General features: G+C 62.6%; 16 protein-coding genes. 13 read left to right on the top strand and 3 right to left on the bottom strand.

Annotated features, from left to right (window positions below; translation table 11 throughout):
* The first annotated feature begins 272 nt into the window (after positions 1-272).
* From HWW87_RS22205 to tssF, 8 genes are all read left to right on the top strand, one after another.
* The gene (locus HWW87_RS22205) at positions 273-2,744 is read left to right on the top strand and encodes a type VI secretion system Vgr family protein (protein WP_175822164.1); all 2,472 of its coding nucleotides are present in this window, start codon (positions 273-275) and stop codon (positions 2,742-2,744) included.
* Between the two features lie 11 nt (positions 2,745-2,755).
* Positions 2,756-3,508: a DUF4123 domain-containing protein gene (locus HWW87_RS22200; protein ID WP_244107321.1), complete on the top strand. Its 753-nt coding sequence runs from the start codon at positions 2,756-2,758 to the stop codon at positions 3,506-3,508.
* A 40-nt stretch (positions 3,509-3,548) separates the two neighbouring features.
* A complete protein-coding gene (locus HWW87_RS22195) occupies positions 3,549-6,116 on the top strand; it encodes a T6SS effector BTH_I2691 family protein (protein WP_175822163.1) in 2,568 nt (855 codons plus the stop codon).
* A 3-nt stretch (positions 6,117-6,119) separates the two neighbouring features.
* Positions 6,120-7,205: a DUF6708 domain-containing protein gene (locus HWW87_RS22190; RefSeq protein WP_175822162.1), complete on the top strand. Its 1,086-nt coding sequence runs from the start codon at positions 6,120-6,122 to the stop codon at positions 7,203-7,205.
* A gap of 9 nt (positions 7,206-7,214) precedes the next feature.
* Complete coding sequence (locus HWW87_RS22185; protein ID WP_175822161.1) at positions 7,215-7,706, top strand: hypothetical protein; 492 nt, start codon at positions 7,215-7,217, stop codon at positions 7,704-7,706.
* A 69-nt stretch (positions 7,707-7,775) separates the two neighbouring features.
* Complete coding sequence (locus HWW87_RS22180; protein ID WP_175822160.1) at positions 7,776-8,036, top strand: PAAR domain-containing protein; 261 nt, start codon at positions 7,776-7,778, stop codon at positions 8,034-8,036.
* A gap of 11 nt (positions 8,037-8,047) precedes the next feature.
* Positions 8,048-9,187, top strand: coding sequence for a hypothetical protein (locus HWW87_RS22175; RefSeq protein ID WP_175822159.1), 1,140 nt, complete (start codon positions 8,048-8,050; stop codon positions 9,185-9,187).
* A gap of 4 nt (positions 9,188-9,191) precedes the next feature.
* The gene (tssF, locus tag HWW87_RS22170) at positions 9,192-11,069 is read left to right on the top strand and encodes a type VI secretion system baseplate subunit TssF (protein WP_175822158.1); all 1,878 of its coding nucleotides are present in this window, start codon (positions 9,192-9,194) and stop codon (positions 11,067-11,069) included.
* A gap of 86 nt (positions 11,070-11,155) precedes the next feature.
* Here the strand turns inward: tssF and HWW87_RS22165 are convergent, their stop codons facing one another.
* A complete protein-coding gene (locus HWW87_RS22165) occupies positions 11,156-11,488 on the bottom strand; it encodes a hypothetical protein (RefSeq protein WP_175822157.1) in 333 nt (110 codons plus the stop codon).
* Between the two features lie 526 nt (positions 11,489-12,014).
* On the opposite strand from HWW87_RS22165, the gene HWW87_RS22160 reads away from it, so the two are divergent.
* Together HWW87_RS22160 and HWW87_RS22155 are read left to right on the top strand one after the other, a co-directional pair.
* Positions 12,015-12,590 carry a recombinase family protein gene (locus HWW87_RS22160; RefSeq protein ID WP_089468220.1) on the top strand — a complete coding sequence of 192 codons (576 nt, stop codon included), beginning with the start codon at positions 12,015-12,017 and terminating at the stop codon, positions 12,588-12,590.
* A gap of 586 nt (positions 12,591-13,176) precedes the next feature.
* A complete protein-coding gene (locus HWW87_RS22155; RefSeq protein WP_175822126.1) occupies positions 13,177-13,338 on the top strand; it encodes a hypothetical protein in 162 nt (53 codons plus the stop codon).
* Between the two features lie 30 nt (positions 13,339-13,368).
* Here HWW87_RS22155 and HWW87_RS22150 read toward each other — a convergent pair whose 3' ends face one another.
* The gene (locus HWW87_RS22150; protein WP_175822156.1) at positions 13,369-14,271 is read right to left on the bottom strand and encodes a LysR family transcriptional regulator; all 903 of its coding nucleotides are present in this window, start codon (positions 14,269-14,271) and stop codon (positions 13,369-13,371) included.
* A gap of 117 nt (positions 14,272-14,388) precedes the next feature.
* On the opposite strand from HWW87_RS22150, the gene HWW87_RS22145 reads away from it, so the two are divergent.
* Both HWW87_RS22145 and HWW87_RS22140 read left to right on the top strand, forming a co-directional pair.
* Positions 14,389-15,126 (top strand): SDR family oxidoreductase, encoded by a 738-nt coding sequence (locus HWW87_RS22145; RefSeq protein ID WP_175822155.1) that lies wholly within the window; start codon positions 14,389-14,391, stop codon positions 15,124-15,126.
* Positions 15,127-15,170: 44 nt separating this feature from the next.
* Positions 15,171-16,070 carry an SDR family oxidoreductase gene (locus HWW87_RS22140; protein ID WP_175822154.1) on the top strand — a complete coding sequence of 300 codons (900 nt, stop codon included), beginning with the start codon at positions 15,171-15,173 and terminating at the stop codon, positions 16,068-16,070.
* Positions 16,071-16,100: 30 nt separating this feature from the next.
* Here HWW87_RS22140 and HWW87_RS22135 read toward each other — a convergent pair whose 3' ends face one another.
* Positions 16,101-16,991 carry an alpha/beta hydrolase gene (locus HWW87_RS22135; RefSeq protein ID WP_175822153.1) on the bottom strand — a complete coding sequence of 297 codons (891 nt, stop codon included), beginning with the start codon at positions 16,989-16,991 and terminating at the stop codon, positions 16,101-16,103.
* A 106-nt stretch (positions 16,992-17,097) separates the two neighbouring features.
* Between HWW87_RS22135 and HWW87_RS22130 the strand changes: the two genes are divergently transcribed.
* Complete coding sequence (locus HWW87_RS22130; protein WP_175822152.1) at positions 17,098-17,994, top strand: LysR family transcriptional regulator; 897 nt, start codon at positions 17,098-17,100, stop codon at positions 17,992-17,994.
* Positions 17,995-18,047: the final 53 nt, after the last annotated feature.

The raw sequence follows: 18,047 nt of genomic DNA, 5'->3' as shown, positions 1-18,047 counted from the left end.
GTGTGGTGTCGGGCACGGATTCAACTTTTCTGTTTTCGATGGCATCCGAAATCGCACAAACCCGCCAATCGCATCACTCGGCCCCCGCCAGTCGTTTTCAACATCACTGACAATTCTCCGCGTGGGCCTTCGAGGGGCTTTGTGGTATACGTCTGAGCTTATCGCTGCACGTCGGGATGGGCACAAGCACGTACAGTCCCACTTTGCACGCGTATTTCAGGGCGCACGGGCGGCCCGGTGGCATTTTGCGCTCGGATCGAGGGACAAGAACAATGCAGAACACGGCACAAGCCCTGAGAGACCTTGCGCTGGGCCCGCAGCACAACCGGCAAGTCCAAATCAGCTTTCCGGACGATAACGCGCCTTACAAAATCCTGCTGCCTAATGCGTTCGAGGCGGTTGAGGCGTTATCGAAGGATTTCGCGTACAAGATCGAACTCCTGTCGGATAACGACCATCTCGATCCGAAGGATTTCATCGGCAAGCGCGTGACAGCCAGTTTGGCGCGTGGCGACGGCAGTCAGCGATACTTCAACGGTCATATCTTCGCGTTTCGGCACGTTCGCACGGACGGCGGCTGGGTGTTCTATGAGGCGCACGTAGGCCCGTGGCTGCACTACCTGAAGTACAGCCAGCACAATCGCCTGTTCCTCGATCAGAACCTGCACGATCAGACCGCGACGGTCTTTCAGGACTATGGCGTGTTGCCCGACTGGGCGTGGCAGGTCGGCGAAGACGATCCGCGCATGACGATGGCGTGTCAGTTTGACGAAGACGACCACAATTACGTGCATCGTCGCTGGGAACACGCAGGCTATCTGTACTGGTACGAACACACTGCCACGTCACACAAGCTGACCGTGTCCGACCCGACGCGTCCTGCGCCCGCGATCGACGGCCGTGTTCACGAAATCCGCTTCCACAATGGCATGGGTGCGGAGGAATCGGACAGCGTTCTGAGCTGGTCCCCGTTCCAGCAGACCACGTCGACGCATGCGGAATTGTCCCGTTTTGACTTCAAGACCCCGACGCCGACCCACGTCCAAACGAGCCTGTCGAGCCCCGAAGCGGCGTTGCCGCAACTCGAATGGAACGAGTACGTCGGCGCGTACGGCTACCGGAACATGGAGCACGGCTATCAGATCGTCAATCGCCGGATGGAGGAAATCGAGGCGACGATCAAGCGGTTCGATGCGACGGGCAACAATCGCTTCGTGCAACCGGGCCGTTGGTTCCGACTGACGGACCGTTACGGCTCGGCACTGAGCCGCGACCCGAGCGACGACGAATACCTGATCGTCTCGGTTCGGCACGTGGCTACCAACAACTATCTGCAGGACACGGGCGTGCTGGCGGAATACCGCAACGAGTTCACGTGTGTCCCGAAGGCCACGCCGTGGCGGCCAGGGCGCGGCTTCAATAGCGTCGACACGAAGATTCTCGCGCCGCAGACAGCAACCGTCGTCGGCCAGTCCGGCACGAGCATCCACACCGACGAACACGGCCGCGTCCTGATCCAATTCCACTGGGATCGCGACGGCAAGTATTCGACGTGGGTGCGGGTCGCCAGCGGCTGGGCGGGGGGCGGCCAGGGAATGGCGGCGCTGCCGCGCATCGGCTCCGAAGTCATTGTGCAATGGCTCGACGGCAATCCGGATCATCCGATCATCACGGGCCGCGTGATGAACGCGCGCAACGTGCCGTCGTGGAAGCTGCCCGACGAGCATGCGCTGATGGGCATTCGCAGCCGGGAACTGAACGGTGCGGACGGCAACGCGTCGTCCGGCCGCAGCAATCACCTGATTTTCGACGATACGGCGAACGCCATTCAGGCGCAGTTGCGCTCCGACCATGCGGCAAGCCAGCTGTCGCTTGGCAAGATCACCCGCATCGAGGACTGGCAGGGGCGCAAGGATGCTCGCGGCGAGGGCTTCGAGCTGCGTACCGACGAGGTCGGCGCGATTCGCACCGGCAAGGGCATGGTGATCAGCACCGAGGTGCGCCCTTCCGCGCAAGGGCATCTCTCGGACGTGAGCGAACCGGCCTCGCGGTTGACCAAGGCGCAAACGCTGCACGGGCAGCTCGGCAAGCTCGCGCAACACTATCAAGCCCAGGACAGCGGTGCCGGCCAGACGCCGATTGCCGACGCGCTGAAATCGCAGGTGGATGGTATCCAGGGCGCGGGCGCGACCGGTGGCACCGGGAAGGGAGACTTCCCGGAACTCAACGAAGCGCACCTGCTGCTGGCCGGCGCGGCCGGCATCGCCGTCACGACGCCCGCGACGGCGCACGTGACGGGCGGGCAGCACGTGGCGGTCACAGCGGGCGATAGCGTGTCGGTTGCAACAGGCAAGTCGTTTTTTGCCAGCGTGTCGGACAGGTTCTCACTGTTCGTGCACAAGATGGGGATGAAGCTGATCGCGGCGAGCGGCAAGGTGCAGGTGCATGCGGAAAACGACGAGCTGGAACTGCTGGCGAAGAAAGTCTTGTCGATCATCAGCACAACGGACTGGATCAACCTCACCGCGAAGCAGGGCATTCGCTTGACGGCCGGCAACAGCCAGTTCGAAGTCAGCGCGAAAGGCATAGTCGGTTATACGCCCGGCGAAAACAGGATTCATGCGGGCAGTCACGATACGGTGGGGCCGCAGAGCATGCCGGCGCAGTTCCCTGGTTCGGACTTGTGCTCGCAATTGACCGACGGTGCCGCACAAACCGGCCAAGCGTCGATCGCGCTCGCATAATGGATGACCGAATGAAAACGCCCACGCCTCCGATGCAGGCTGTACCGGATGATCAGGAACTGATGACGACTGGGTTCCTGTTGGTGGAACCTGCGACCCTCGCGCACGTGCCTGATCTAGCCGCGCTCGACATGCGTGCCTGCACGCCACGCGTGCTGGCACATCGCGAAGAACTGATGCCACGGTTGATCGACCTCGCCGGGCTCGATTTGGAAGGGCGACGGATTGCGACCGCACGATGGCAAGAAGAACCGGAGGTGGAGCGCCCCCCCGCAATTTGCGCGTGGATCGACAGCGCCGTGGATGCCGATGTGCTCGTCGAACACATCGCGCGGTATCTGGTCGGTCCCGGCGAGGGCGGGCAGCCAGTGTTCTGGCGGTACTACGATCCGCGTGTCTTGAGCCTAACGTTGGCGGTGTTAGACCCGACCCAGCGGCTGGCCCTCTTGGGCCCCGTCCACGAATGGCGCTTCGCTTGGGGCGGCCATCGCTGGCGTAGCGCTGGCCTAGGTGCCGAAATCGTGCAGGCGGACGATCAACCGTCCGGCTGGCCTCGCCCGGACCAGTGGCCACGCATCAACCACAGCGAGATCGTCGACCAGATTCGCCGGCGGCTACCGGTACTGCCGGTCGATCAGGCAGCGCAGTTGCCGGCTGCGCTCGATCAGGTCTTGTGCTCGGCAGGCGGACAGGACGCGATGACTACCGATGCGCTCGTCAACGATGCTGTTCAGCGTATGCGGCACGCTTTCCCGACCGAATAAAGGCTGACACTTCATACCATGAAATTCCGAGGATCAACCCATGCCGACCACTAAAGGCTGTCCGCTTTGCGATCGCCAGTCGCTGCTGATCTATCCCGTCCGATACGCCATCGCGTGCCCACGTGGCGCGTCCAAAGCGCCGGCCCTGTCCGGCAATTTTCGGATCGACGGGCGCGCCCCTCAGGCCGTTGCCACCGCCAAGTATACGCTGCGCGCATTGCGCCCTGGCTATCTGTACACGTACGACGAGAAGCGGAAGAAGCTGGCCGCCTATATGGTTCTTGACGACGGGATCATGTGGAATTTCCCTCCGGACGTGGCACCGCCGCCGGGCGACGCGGAGAACGCGCTTACTCAAGGCTGCGCGATGAACGGAGACTTGGCTTTCGAATCGTTTGGCCGTTGTGTGAGCGTCGAGCACACGCCCGGAAGTGACGAAGCGACCAACCTCTGGATTGGCTGGTCGAATGTGCGATGGACCAAGGACCTCGTACACAACAAAATCAATGATGCCGCTTGGCGCAAGCAGCATATGCAGTGCATCAACGTTCCCGCGATGCTGGCCGGAGACGCGACCGATACGGGCGAATTTCAAGCCACCCAGAGCAAGATCGCACATTTCGCGATGGACGCTCAGGCGATGAAGGCCGCGTTTGGCTTTAGCAACCGCGCGCCCAAGGACGAGATTCGCTTACGTCAGCGCAACGTCGCCAAACGGATCGGTGACGCGATGGCGGAGTCTCCAAACAAGAAAGGCTTTGTGGTCGCGGTCAACGACCCAGTCGGCCTCACTAACGACCTTGCGGAACTGACGGTTCCCAACCTGAACAACGGTTTCGACGAGCAGGTGTATTGGAAGTGGACGTCGGCGCAACTGCTCGAACGCGCTGAAGCCGGAATCCGAGCGAATGCGAAGGCCGTTACCGGACTGACCTATGGAACGTCGAAAACCATCGCGGACGCCAATGCCGTCAATATGAAGGTCGGCGCACCAATCGCGCCGGATGCGATTGGTTTTTTCCACGTGATGCGCTCCTGGATTAGAACGGGAAGTCTTGAGCAGGCGATGAAGGAGGAAGACCGAAAGACCGAGAACGTTCCCGCAACACAGGAAGAGGCAGCGAACGAGGCATGGGAGGACGCAGCGTTCAAGGTCGGTCCCGATGGCAAGCGAACCAGCGTGCTCGATGAAGAGGCGTTGAAACGCTTCCCGCAGGAGTATCAGCAAGCGCTCGAAGCCTTCAAGCCGAAGTGGCAGCCGCTAGTGCAAGCGCATGCGGATTGGCTCAAATCGCAGTTGCTCGCCGAATGGATGGTTGGTGTTCACGATTCGCAGGATCTTCGGAGCGGCTACGCGTACAGTGAGTCGTGCGCACAGGCCATTGGTGCCGCTGTCGGCACCGAGGCTTGCAAGAAAGTACTCGATGACTGGCTGAACGGTCAGGCTTCAAATATCCGCAATCTGTACGTGCGCGCTCTGATGTTCAATCAGGACACGCTGATGAAAGCGGCGGATGCACAGGTGCACGGTTCTGATATCCAGTACGAGAACTTCCTGAATCTCTACAAGGAAGCGTTCCAGAAGATCGAAAAACTTGGCAACGCGGCCAACCTTCGCGATCGGCTCATCGTGACGACCGCAAATCAGATCGTCGGCGTACTCACGAAGACTACGCGGGGTGCTGCACTCGGCTTCGTGACGATTCGTCTTGCGATTCAGTCCGGCGTTCGACTCAAACCGTCACAAGTCAGCAAGCTCGCCATTCGCGACTGGGCTTTACAGCAAGCCCGAGAGTTGGGTGTCAAACTGGACGGCAACCGGACCGAACAGCGCGCGTCGGCGACCCAAGTCGGGAAGCAGGTCCTGAGGACGGCACCACCGAGTGATCCGAATATCGTCGCCTATGAGATGGACGTCGACGCTCTGGTCCGGGACGGGAAGCTGGAGGCAAGCGCGATCAAGGCCGTTAAAGTTCCGGGAGTAGACTCAGCAAAGAAGTGGCTCAATTCGTCGACTGAGTTCAATTTGGGCGTCGTGACTGTAATCTTCCAGATGACGACGCTCACGTTTGCTGCCCTAGACTGGAAAGATCGAGATCAGTTCAATCAGACCGAAACCACTCTGAAGAGCATTGGTGCTGTTGTTGCTATCGTGGGTACCCTCGTTGAATATTCGTCGGAGACCGTCGTGAAAACGCCGGCTCATCCATTGTCAGCGTATCTCATGAAAGCGTGGGGCGTCTCCAAGGAAGGCGCTGAGGTCGGCGTAAAGTTTGGCAGAGGACTCGGCGCGGCCGCAGGCATCTTCTTGGCCGGGTATGACATTTTCAAGAATATGCCTGAGGCCTGGAGCAACGGCGAAAAGAATCTCGCCAAACTTTATTTGGCAAGTGGAATTTTGGGGGCATATGTAGCCGCCGCAGCGCTCTTCAGTCTGCCCCTCTTCTGGCCTGTTTTGATTCTGTCGATTATGGTTGGTATCGCGATCGCGATTTTCAAGGCATCAGCACTGAAGGACTGGGTATCACGCTGTAAATTCAGCAAGGGCGAGCACTACGATTCTCTTGAGGCAGAGCTCAAGGCATTCACCTCGGCCGCAGGAGGTTGATATATGGACGAGCGCGTCATGAAGAAATGCGTTGGGAAGCGGATACCAGAGTGGGATTTGGCGCATCGCTTGCCGATTAATCGTTCTGTTGGTCCGGATCTTCAGGATTTCGGTTCGACATTCAGCGTCAATTCAACCTACATGGACGTGATTGAGCCGTCATTTCTCGAAAAACAGTGGTTCGTCACTGGCGTCGTGTTCGCTTTCCTGTGCATCGGGATCGGACCGTATGTCTACGTTCTTACTCATTCAAATGGAGCGTCAGGCGACTTCGTAATGAACTGCCTGGCGATAGCGGCGATGGTTCTTTTCGGTTCGATAGTCTGGAAGCTCGGGCGCGGCCTGTTCTTTGGTCTCCGCTATCGTCCTATCCGCTTTCATCGTGACGCCCGCAAGCTTTTTGCGATTCGCGCTCGCCGCTTCTTTGCGAAGCCCGGCGAGGGCGACGTCGTTTGGGAAGCACCGTGGACGGAAGATTCGATCTATTGTCTACACCGAGAAGACACGTCTTTCGGCACGATCTTCCACATCCGACACTATACGGTCGACGACCGCGGCAATGTCACTCGCGTGTTCTCGATCGGCCGGGAATGGACCGGCAAGGGGCAGGTGGAAATGGCGCTCGCGCAGTGGAACTACTGGTGCGCGTATATGAACGATGGTCCGAACAGTTTGCCCAAGCCGATGCTGTTTCACACGCAGAGCGAGACGCCGCGCGAGTCGTTCCTGTTTTCGCTGTATGGCTTCGGAATGCGTGCGTCGGTCTTTATTCGTCTGTTGATGATGCCGCTGATTCTGGTTTTCACCGTCATGCGAATCCTTGCGAATGCAACGTGCCGTGAACCCGTTTGGCCTGCCGCGATCGAGCAAATCTCCGCGATCGCGCCCGACGATCTTTATGCGGAACCCCGCTCCGGAACACCTGTCGGATGGGGTGATACCGTGCTGGCCCAACAGCGCGGCGAGTACCCGAATGATCCGAAAGCACGGGTCGAAGACTGGGTGGGAGAACCCGATGGCAGAATGTTCGCGGCCGCTTGGCTCGAGAATCCTGGTGCCAACATGATGCATGCGGCGGCCCGTAGCTAACGGTGACTGATGATGAGGGTTTCCGGCATGACAGAAAGGCGAATCGCAGCGACGCTAGCCACCGCGCTTGCATTGTTCGTCGGATGCACGCCAAGTGCGCTTGCAAAATACGATGCTGCGGAAAAAGCGGTTCGGGCAGCACTGTCCGATGACAGGGACATCGAGTTTTTCGACTTATACGAAAACACTCCCGATTTGCATGGAATAAGTCAAACGCCGAACTACAAGCGCACGTTCGTTTGTGGATACGCCACCTACAAGAAACAGGATGACAAACCAAGTCGAGTGCGCTTTATCTATGTGGCCGATTCGGATGATCCGTCTCTCGCCGACTATGGCCCGCTCAACCTGGAGAAGCCTGAGTTGAATTACGGGATTCGTGATGAAAGTAGTGGAGGCAGGTACGCGACCGCGTTCGAATTCTCCGGATGGAATCGAGTTTGCGCCAACGCTCAGCATCCGAAAACTTTTAGCGGAGTCGCTCCGAAGAGCGGCGGATGAGCTGGATACAGGACCGATCAGGTCTCGCTTGCTCAGCAGCATGACCATGTAGACGATGCGGAAAGAATGATGAAGGATGAAAACGGACGCGGCGTGATCCGCCTGTACGACAAGACGACCCACGGTGGCGAAGTGATCACCGCAAGCGATGATCTGACGGCGCTGGGCGTTCCGGTTGCGCTGAAGGATCACCTGACATGGTGTCCGAAGTGCGGCGGCCAGTTCCGGATCATTCCACAGAACAGTACCCGCAACCATCACGGTACGCCGGTCGCCTTTCACGACGATCTGACGGAATGCGGGGCGCGACTGATTTCGTCGCTTGAGTAGAGGTATCGCGCATGAGCGGTTCGGTAGGTCGGATGGAGAAAGTAACTTTGACGGGCGCGTCGTCTCACAACACCGTCTTGATATCCGATGCTCAACGTGAAGCGCTGCGCGCCGATATTCGACAGCGACTCGTTACCGCGCTGATGCGCTCGGGCGACGCGGTCACCGATCCGAAGCTTGCCCGCCTGCCCGGGCCGGTTCGCTACCGGGTCACGGGCGCGCTCGCCGCGTGGGACGCATTGCGAGTCGCAACAGACCGCGTGGCGTCGCCGACGCTGACCGAGATGCTGCGATCGCACGGCATCCTGCGCCTGACGCGCTATTTCGATCGCTTCACGCGGGACCTTCTGCCGCACGGTGCTGAGGGCCGCTCGGCCGACGCGCTCGCCGGGGTGGCCCAGTACAGTGCCGTGTGGTTGGCGTTCGAGGTTCGACAAGGTGCTTTTTATGAGCCGACTCCGCCGCTGCATCGCCTGCTCGACGCCGCCTATATTGCGGAGGATGTGCCGATCGGCATGCTGAAGATGCCGACCGATACGCTTTGCATCATTCCCGAACCCACTCGCTGGAAACAAGCCGGCGACATCGAGGCGATCGCGATCTTCAAGAACGACCGGTCGATCGGGTTTGCGACATGGTTAATGACGGGCGGCCCCAGCGAGGGTGCGGCAATGGATTCGATTACGCTGCCGCTTGAGGACCCCGACAAGACGATCCGTGAACTGGTGGATGAGTTGTTCCAGCAGCCCCCGGCTGACGGATTGCCCGACCTGCCCGATTCTCAGCAGTTCTGGCGCAACGCCTTGGACTACGCGATCAAGATGTTGCTGTACCTCAACGCGCGCGACGCGCAGGTCGTGCACGACCGCGCCTATTCGAACGCGCCGCGACACTTTCCGGGGCTCGGTAAGCGCAAGCGCATGGAACGGCTCGCGGAAATCGAACAGCTCTATGATCGACACGTCGTCGGCCCTGCGATTCTCGACGCCGAGACGGCCGGATCGGTCCCGTCGGACGGCGTACAGCGCGAAATAAGCGGTCACTGGCGGCGACCGCACTTCCGGATGCAACCGTACGGCCCACAGGCGGCATTGCGCAAACTTATCTTCGTCGGCCCGACTCTCGTGCGCCCCGACCGGCTGGGGCTGTAGCTGAATGGATCACCTGCTGTCGCATTACGAATACGAACTTGGATTGTTCGCGCGAGCGCTGAGCGATTTCGCGATCCGCTATCCGAAGATCGCCGCCCGGCTCGGCATCCAGAGCGGCCGAAGCGACGATCCGCATGTGACGCGCCTGATTCAGACCTTTTCGTTTCTTGCCGCCCACCTCGATTCCAAGCTGGCCGACGATTATCCCGAGTTCACCGAAGCGTTGCTCGAAGTCGTCCACCCGCACTATCTGCGAACCGTGCCATCGTGCGCGATCGCTCGATTCGAGCCACGGGCGATCGTCGGTCAACTGACAGAGCCGATCGTCGTACGGCGTGGCGTGGAGTTGAATGCACGCACAGCCCCGGTGCGATTCCGGTCGGCCTACGACGTGACCATCTCGCCGTTGCAAATCCGGTCCGCACGGTATACACCGACGACGCTGGCACCATCGGCCGTGAGATTGCCCGCCGACGCAACCGGCGTGCTGTCGATCAGTTTCACGTCGGCCGCCGGCCCGATCACGGCGGCCATTACTAATGGCCCCATACGTGTCTACCTTTCTGGCGAGCGGCCGTTAGTCTCGTCGCTGCTGGATGCTTTGCTGCTGCATGCAGCCGGCGCGTATGTTGAGGTCGATCAATGTGGGCGCTGGCGGGCCATATCGAAGGTGCCGTTTGAACTGGTCGGTTTTGCTGATGACGATCGCCTGCTGCCGGGCAGCCGAACCACCAGCCGAACCTCAAGCACCTACCGCTACTTGCTGGAATACTTCGCGTTTCCCGAGCTGTTCGATTTCGTCGATCTCGACATGGGACGCATGCAGCGTGCAGCAAGCGCCCCTGACGCGCGAGAACTCACTCTGCATGTCGTACTGCGCGATACGCCCGCCGACTCGATCGCCGCGCAGGTGCTCGCGTCACTCGACGCAACGACGTTCAAATTGTTCTGCACGCCGGTTGTGAATCTGTTCTCACAGCCGGCACAACCCATCGTGTTGAAGGGGCAGGACGCCTATCCCGTTGAACCCGTGCGACTGACGAAGCATTCAGCGCTCGGCGTGTATTCGATCGACGCGGTCTATCTGGGCGAACTGTCCAAGAAGAAGGACAAAGACGAGGACGTGTCGCTCGACAGTGATCGGCCTAGAACCCTGGTGCGACCCTATCAAGCGCTGGGTCACGATCCACTCCCTGATTCGGCGACGGTCTACTGGGTCGCATTTCGTGATCGAGATGCGGGCGCACCCGGTCGTCAAACCACGATGCTGTCGCTGATCGGACTGGACGGAAAGTCGGCCCAACCGAAGCTGCCGCAAATCGATGTGATGACGACGGTGACAAATCGCGACTTGCCGGCGCGCTTGTCGATCGGCAGTTCGGTGGGTGACTTGCTGCTCGAAAGCAAGGCGCTGGATTGTCCGATTCAGTTGATCACTCGACCGACATTGACGGCCGAGCTACCGCGCGGCCACGGCGCGTTGTGGCGGGTGCTGTCGACGTTATCACCGCATCCGTTGGACCTGACGCGGGAAGGGCTGCCGGGGCTCAAAGCATTCCTGCGGCTCCACGCGGTACGCACGACGCCGCTCGCACAGCGCTGCATCGACGCGATTACCGATCTGGACTACAAGCCGGCAATGAAATGGATGTCGCTGGATAATCAGTTCCCGTCGTTCGTGCGCGGCATCGAAATCATGTTGTCGCTTGACGAGACCGCGCTGCGCGAAGTCAGCTTGGTCGTGTTCACGAAGCTGCTCGAACGGTTCTTCACGCCGTACGGGCCGACGAACAGTTATGTCCAACTGGTGGTCCGTTCGGCGCAGACCGGCCAGGAACTGACGCGAGGCGCAGCGACGTCCGGCACGCAGCCCCTGATCTGAGCGTAAGCCGGTCTGATCACAACCGGATAAAGGTGTGAAGTGGAGGCGACATCAAATCGCAGTCGCCCCCGCCCGGTGTCGAAGATTCAGTGCCGCGCCGAACGTTTCGCGTCGCCGCCGTACCGGGCCAGCCAGTATCGCGAAGCTGTCAAGCGCAGCGAGTCGTGTCGCCGCTGCAAGTCTTCTTCTCCCAGCTCGGTTAGTTCGCGTATCGCTTGCAACACATAGCGTCGATCCTCGTCGCCCATTTCGACGTGTAGCGCGAAGCGAGCGATTGCGGTCAATCGGGAGTAGTGTGTCGCGACGTGCTGGAACGACTCCAGAGCGGACTGCACCGCGCTTTCGAGTACCGCGATGTCGCGGGGAAGCATGGGGTCGCGCGCGTTGGGCGCGGTAGGAAAGTTGTCTTCAGGTGTCACGTTTGGCCCGCCCTCTTGTTGGGGATAAGCCCGCGCCAACCGCAATGGAGGAATGGGGTGGGCGGGCACGATAACGAGGTTGGCAGACCGGCCCTGTAACCACTAACCGGCAGGCCCGAAGGCCTCCCCGCCACGGCCCGCCCATGGAAAAAGGACGTGCAGAAGCAGACGCACGGCCTGCCGAAGCAGGCGTGCGGGTTACAGGGTTATCGAGCTGCCAAGCTCGTACTACCGCTGTTTTGGTAGCACGTTGACTCTAGCATGCGCTCCTGTCGACGTACAGATCGATTCGTCCGATGAAACAGGGGGCGCGATTGAAGCAAATCAAAGCGGGGAGCGTTCACAGTGACGTACCGCCGAAGTTGCGCCGTATCGCTTTGGCGATCGTGCCCGCAATGCGATTTGCGTGTCCGAAACCGATCCCTTTCGGACAACCCCTTTCCGCCCTGTCCAAAAATAAGGGTTGAAGTATTTTGGACAGGCATCTATATTCGGACATCTATTTCGTACAGATTGAGCGCCCGATATGTCCCGAACCTTCGCTTATGCCCGCGTCAGCACGTCCGACCAGACCACCGCGAACCAGTTACGCGAGATTGAGGCGGCCGGCTTCTCCGTCGACAAGCGCCGCGTCGTATCGGAAAGCATCTCAGGGAGCGTGAGCGCCGATCAGCGGCCGGGCTTCGCAAAGTTACTTGACCGGATGGAAGAAGGCGATGTGCTGATCGTGACGAAACTCGATCGGCTCGGCCGCAATGCAATGGACGTGCGGGCCACGGTCGAGGGTTTGGCCGAACGCGGTATCCGGGTTCATTGTCTCGCCTTGGGCGGCGTCGATCTGACGAGTGCGGCCGGCCGGATGACGATGCAGGTGTTGAACGCGGTGGCCGAGTTCGAACGCGATCTGCTGATCGAACGAACGCATGCCGGCATCGCTCGCGCTAAGGCAGAAGGCAAGACGATGGGACGGCCGTCCGCCCTGTCGGACCAACAGCGGGCGGAGGTGCTGCGCGAGCTGGATGCGGGGGCGAGCGTGGCCGCGCTCGCCCGACAATTCGGCACGAGCCGCCAGACAATCATGCGGGTACGCGACGCGGCGTAACGCATCTCCTACCCAATTCACTTTTCAAGGGCCGCAAGGCCCGTTTCTGTTTCTGCTCGCGGAGGAGTGGCGGCACCGGAGATTCTTTGCGCGCAGCGTCCCAGACGGCGGGCCAATTCCCGAGCTGGTCGACGTGGCTCGACGCATTCGACGCTTATCTCCAAACTTATCTCCAGAAAAATAGGTGTGTTGGAGATACACTTGGAGATGACCAAAGCCCCGCCAGATAAGGCAGATAGGCCGAGTTGAGCCGTTATCTCCAACTCTCCAGAAAATTTCGCGTCTGGCGAGGCAAGAATGGACCTTGATCTCTTCGTATAGTGGCTGCGCCGGCAGCGCGGGGGCAACTCCGGGGGCAACTCCACGACACCCTCCAAGCAATCCCCTTACAGCACGGGCCTTACAGCGAATAATTTCATTCCGGCCCTGGCACCAGTATTTCGCAGCGTCATGCGCTGCAACTGTCGAAACCCGCGCAAGCTCGCCGCTTCGCGGGTTTTTTGTTTTGCGTCGCGTTCGCCGCAACAGGTGCCCCGTCCGGCAGTCCAAGCATCATGGATGCCGAGCACGGAGGCCGCCCATATCGATGCGCACGATTTCATACCGGGTGGGCCGCGGCGTGCTCGCGGCAGTGCTGGGTTTCATGCTCGGTGGATGCGACGTGCTGAGCGCGCCGCCCGTCCCCGACTGGCCGGGGCCGCATGCGCCCTATCCGTTCCCGGACAACATTCCCCATCGCACCGAATGACCCGACGGTCGCCCTTCTCTCCCAGCAGACTCAGGCCATCAGTTCGCGGACGAAGTCGAGAAACACGCGCACCTTCGCGGCAACGAGATTGGACGCGTGGTGATACGCGTAGAGCGGAAATGTCTCGTCCGTCCACTCCGGCAGCAGCAGGACCAGCTTCCCGTCGGCAACGATGTCCCGCGCGTAGAGTTCCAGCAATTGCGCGATACCGGCGCCGCCCAGGCACGCGCCGAGCAGACCGCCCGTATCGTTGACCATCAATTGTCCACCGGCATCGAACGGCACCACTTCCTTGCCCCGATGAAATTCCCACTCGTACGGCCGCCCCGTTACCGGGTCGCGGATCAGCACGCACCGGTGACCGTCCGCGAGATCCCGAGGGTGCCGCGGTTCGCCATGACGCGCGACGTAGGCCGGCGACGCGCAGGTCAGCACGCGCGTCTCGAGCAGCAGTCGCGCACGATATGACGACGGCTCGGGGATGCCGAAGCGCACTGCCACGTCGAAGCCGTCGGCGACGAGGTCGCCCATCCGGTCCCGCACGCTGATTTCGACCGACAGGTCGGGAAAGCGGTCGAGAAATTCCGCCATCCGCGGCGCCAGCACGTAGTGACCGAACGTGCCGTCCACGTTGACCCGCAGCCGCCCCCTCACGCGCGCCTTCGACTGACCGGCGTCGAGCGCCGCCTCCTCGATGCCGGCCAGCAGCGGCGCGACCGTCTCGTAAAAGCGCCGCCCTTCGTCGGTCAACGTGATCGCGCGCGCCGTCCGGTTGAAGATCCGGATGCCGACCCGCTCTTCCAGCCGGGCGACGGCGCGGCTCACCGCCGGCTGCGTCAGCCCCATCGCCTCCCCCGCGCGCGCGAAGGTGCCGGCCTCGATCACCGCGGAGAGCACCCCGATACCGCTGAGGAGCCTGCTGTCGAATCCCATGAGACATACTTTCAGTCATTCATTAACTGATCATTATTCATTATTTTTATCGATCGCAGAAGCCTACATTTGTCCTGTCGCCGGATCAACCGGCACTCACGAACCAAGGAGCAGGACATGAGCACATCGGAACAGGTCGCCCTCGTCACGGGTTCGTCGCGCGGCATCGGCGCGGAAATCGCCCGCCAGCTCGCCCGGGACGGCTTCCGGGTCGTCGTCAACTATGCCGGGAGCGCCGGCCCGGCCCGCGAAGTGGTCGACGCGATCGTCGCCGACGGCGGCCATGCCGTCGCGGTGCAGGCGAACGTCGCCGACCCGGCAGCCGTGGCCGCGCTGTTCGACGCCGCCCGCGATGCATTCGGCGGCATCGACGTGGTGGTCAATTCCGCGGGCGTGATGAAGCTGGCGACCATCGCCGACTGCGACGATGCGCTCTTCGACGAAACGATCGCCATCAACGTGAAAGGCACGTTCAACGTATGCCGCGAAGCGGCAAGGCGGGTGCGCGACGGCGGACGCATCATCAACCTGTCGACCAGCGTGATCGGCATGCGCATGCCGACTTACGGCGTGTACGTCGCCAGCAAGGCGGCGGTCGAAAGCCTCACGCAGGTGCTCGCGCAGGAAATGCGCGGGCGCGGCGTCCGCGTGAATGCCGTCGCGCCGGGACCGGTCGCGACCGAGTTGTTCCTGCAGGGCAAGAGCCCCGAACTCGTCGATCGGCTCGCGAAGCTGAACCCGCTCGAGCGGCTCGGCCAGCCCGACGACATCGCGCGCGTCGTCGCGTTCCTCGCGGGCCCGGACGGCGCGTGGATCAACGGCCAGATCCTGCGCGCCAACGGCGGCATGTGCTGACGGACCGCTCGCCGCCACCTCATCTTTCCGCCAGGAGATCGCTCATGAAGGAAGTCGTCCTCGTCACCGGCGCGTCCAGCGGCTTCGGCTTGCTGACGGCCCAGGCGCTCGCCCGCGCCGGTCACACGGTCTATGCATCGATGCGTGAGAGCGCCGGGCGCAATGCGCCGCGCGTCGCCGCCGTCGCCGCCTATGCGCAAGAACACGGCGTCGACCTGCGCAGCCTCGAACTCGACGTCGGCGACGACGTATCGGTCGATGCCGCAATCGAGCGCGTGATCGCCGACCACGGCCGCCTCGACGTCGTGATCCACAACGCCGGCCACATGGTGTTCGGGCCGGCCGAAGCGTTCACGCCCGAGCAGTTGGCGCAGCTCTACGACATCAACGTCGTGTCGACCCAGCGCGTGAACCGCGCGGCGCTGCCGCACCTGCGCGGCCAGGGCCGCGGCCTGCTCGTGTGGGTTTCGTCCTCGTCGGCGCGCGGCGGCACCCCGCCGTTCCTGGCGCCCTACTTCGCCGCGAAAGCCGCGATGGATTCGCTCGCGGTGTCCTACGCTGCCGAACTCGCCCGCTGGGGCATCGAAACGTCGATCGTCGTACCGGGCGCGTTCACCCGAGGCACGAATCACTTCCTCCATGCGGGCAAGCCGGCCGATACCGCCGTGCAGGCTGCCTACGACAGCGGGCCGTACGCGGGCGTCGCCGATCAGGCGCTGAAGGGCCGCGCCGCGCTCGAACCCGCGGACGCCGATGCCGGCGCGGTCGCGACGGCGATCGTCGATATCGTCGCCGCGCCGCACGGCAAGCGCCCGTACCGCGTGTTCGTCGATCCGTCGCAGGACGGCGCGGAGGAAGTGTTCCGCGTCGGCGATCGCATCCGCCGCGAAATGTTCAGGAATATCGGGCTCGCCGACCTGCTCGCGCCGCGCGTCGACGGCTGATCCTTCCCGCGCCGGGCCGGCCGGCGCGGGTCAACCCCGCTCGCAGAACCCGAGAATCGCGTCCGCGACCGCCGCTGGGGATTCGCGCTGCGGGAAGTGCCCGACTCCATCGAGCACCTGTCGCTCGTAACGCCCGGCGAAGAACCGTTCACGCCCGGCCGAGCTGTCCGGATGATTACAGGAGTCCGCACCGCCATGCAGCACGAGCGTCGGCACCGTCAGCACGGGCGCCGGGTTCAGCCGCGCGTCGTCGTCGGCATAGGCCGGCGTACCCGCCGCGAAGCCCCAGCGCTGCCGGTACGAATGCAGCACGACGTCGATCCAGTCGGGTCCGTCGAACGCGACGGCCGCCGCGTCGAAATCGCTGTCGCGATACCAGCCCGGCGGCGACCACGTCTCCCACATCAGGTGCGCAAACGCACGGCGGTCGTCGCGCAGCGCCTGCTCGCCGCGCGGCGTCGCCATGAACCAGTGATACCAGTAGTTGCGCGCCTGCTGCAGCGACAGCGGCTGAGCGGGATCGTTGGTGCCGTACCCGACCGACAGCATCACGAGCTGCGATGCGACACCGTCGCGCAGCCCGCACGCGTTCGCGGCCGCGCGGGCGCCCCAGTCGTGCCCGACCAGCACGGGCCGCTCGATACCGAGCACGTCGACGAACTCGAGCAGGTCGCGCCCGAGCGCCGCGAGCTGGCCGCTGCGCGGCACGGACGCATCGCGAAAGCGGGTCGGCGCGAAGCCGCGCAATGCCGGCGCCAGCACGCGATAGCCGCCCGCAGCGAGCGCCGATGCCACCGCCTCCCAGCCGACCGGGCTGTCCGGCCAGCCGTGCAGCAGCACGGCCACGCGTTCGCCGCACGGGTTCCATTCGAGATAGGCAATGTCGAGCGACGCGGTCGTCGCATGCGCATAGGTCGTCATCGGGTACTCCGTCAGGTCAGCGTGAACCTACGATGGTAGGTCGGCCTTTCATCACGATTCACGGAGTATCATGATTCATCCTTCAAATATTGCGTTGAATCGATCCATGGAACCGCCGACCGACCCCGCGTCGACCGCGCTCGACATCGCGCTGCTGCGCACCTTTCTCGAAGTCGTCGACAGCCGCGGGTTCGCGCCGGCCGCGGAACGCCTCGCGCTGACGCCGTCCGCCGTCAGCGGTCACATCAAGCGGCTCGAACAGGCAGCCGGCACCGTGCTGCTCGCGCGCACGACACGCCGTATCGCGCTGACGCCAGCCGGCGACACGCTGTACGCGTACGCGCGCAACATCGTCGACATGGAGCGCGAGGTACGCGCGCGGCTGCGCGGCGCGCCGGCGCACGGGCCGCTGCGGGTCGGCGCGTCGGAGGATTTCGCGGGCACGTGGCTGCCGCAGGTGCTGCGCACGTTCCGCGACAGCCATCCGTGCACATCGATCGAACTGAAGGTCGGCATCACCGCGTCGCTGCTGCGGGAGCAGACGCTCGGCCGGCTCGACGTCGTGTTCGGCAAGCAGTGCCAACAGGTCGACACGCCCGGCGAACTGCTGTGGGAGGAACCGCTCGTGTGGGCATTCGCGGCCGATACGGCGCTCGACGCCGAAGAAGGCGTGCCGCTCGCGCTGTTTCCGGAACCGTGCGTGTATCGGCAAGCCGCGGTGTCCGCGCTCGCCGCCGCGCTGCGGCCCTTTCGCGTGCTGTTCGAAAGCGCGAGCATGGCCGGCTGCATGTCGGCCGCGCTCGCCGGCTTCGCGGTCACGGCGCTCGCGCGCAGCCAACTGCGCGACGGCCTGCGCGAGTGCGGGCCGCACGACGGCCTGCCGGCATTGCCGGCCGCACGCTTTTACGCATTCGTGTCGAAGCCCGACGGCGCCGGCGCCGCGCTGATCGACGCGGTACGGGCCACCGGGCGCACGCGGCAGTTCGCCGCGCAAGCCGGCTGACCACGCGCGCGCCGGTCGCGGCACGTATCAAATGTCGCTGACGGCCCACCGGT

It is taken from the genome of Burkholderia sp. BCC0419, assembly GCF_902830285.1.
Lineage (GTDB): Bacteria > Pseudomonadota > Gammaproteobacteria > Burkholderiales > Burkholderiaceae > Burkholderia.
Note: the sequence above shows the minus strand (reverse complement) of the source record. Positions and strands in the feature narration are given on the sequence as shown.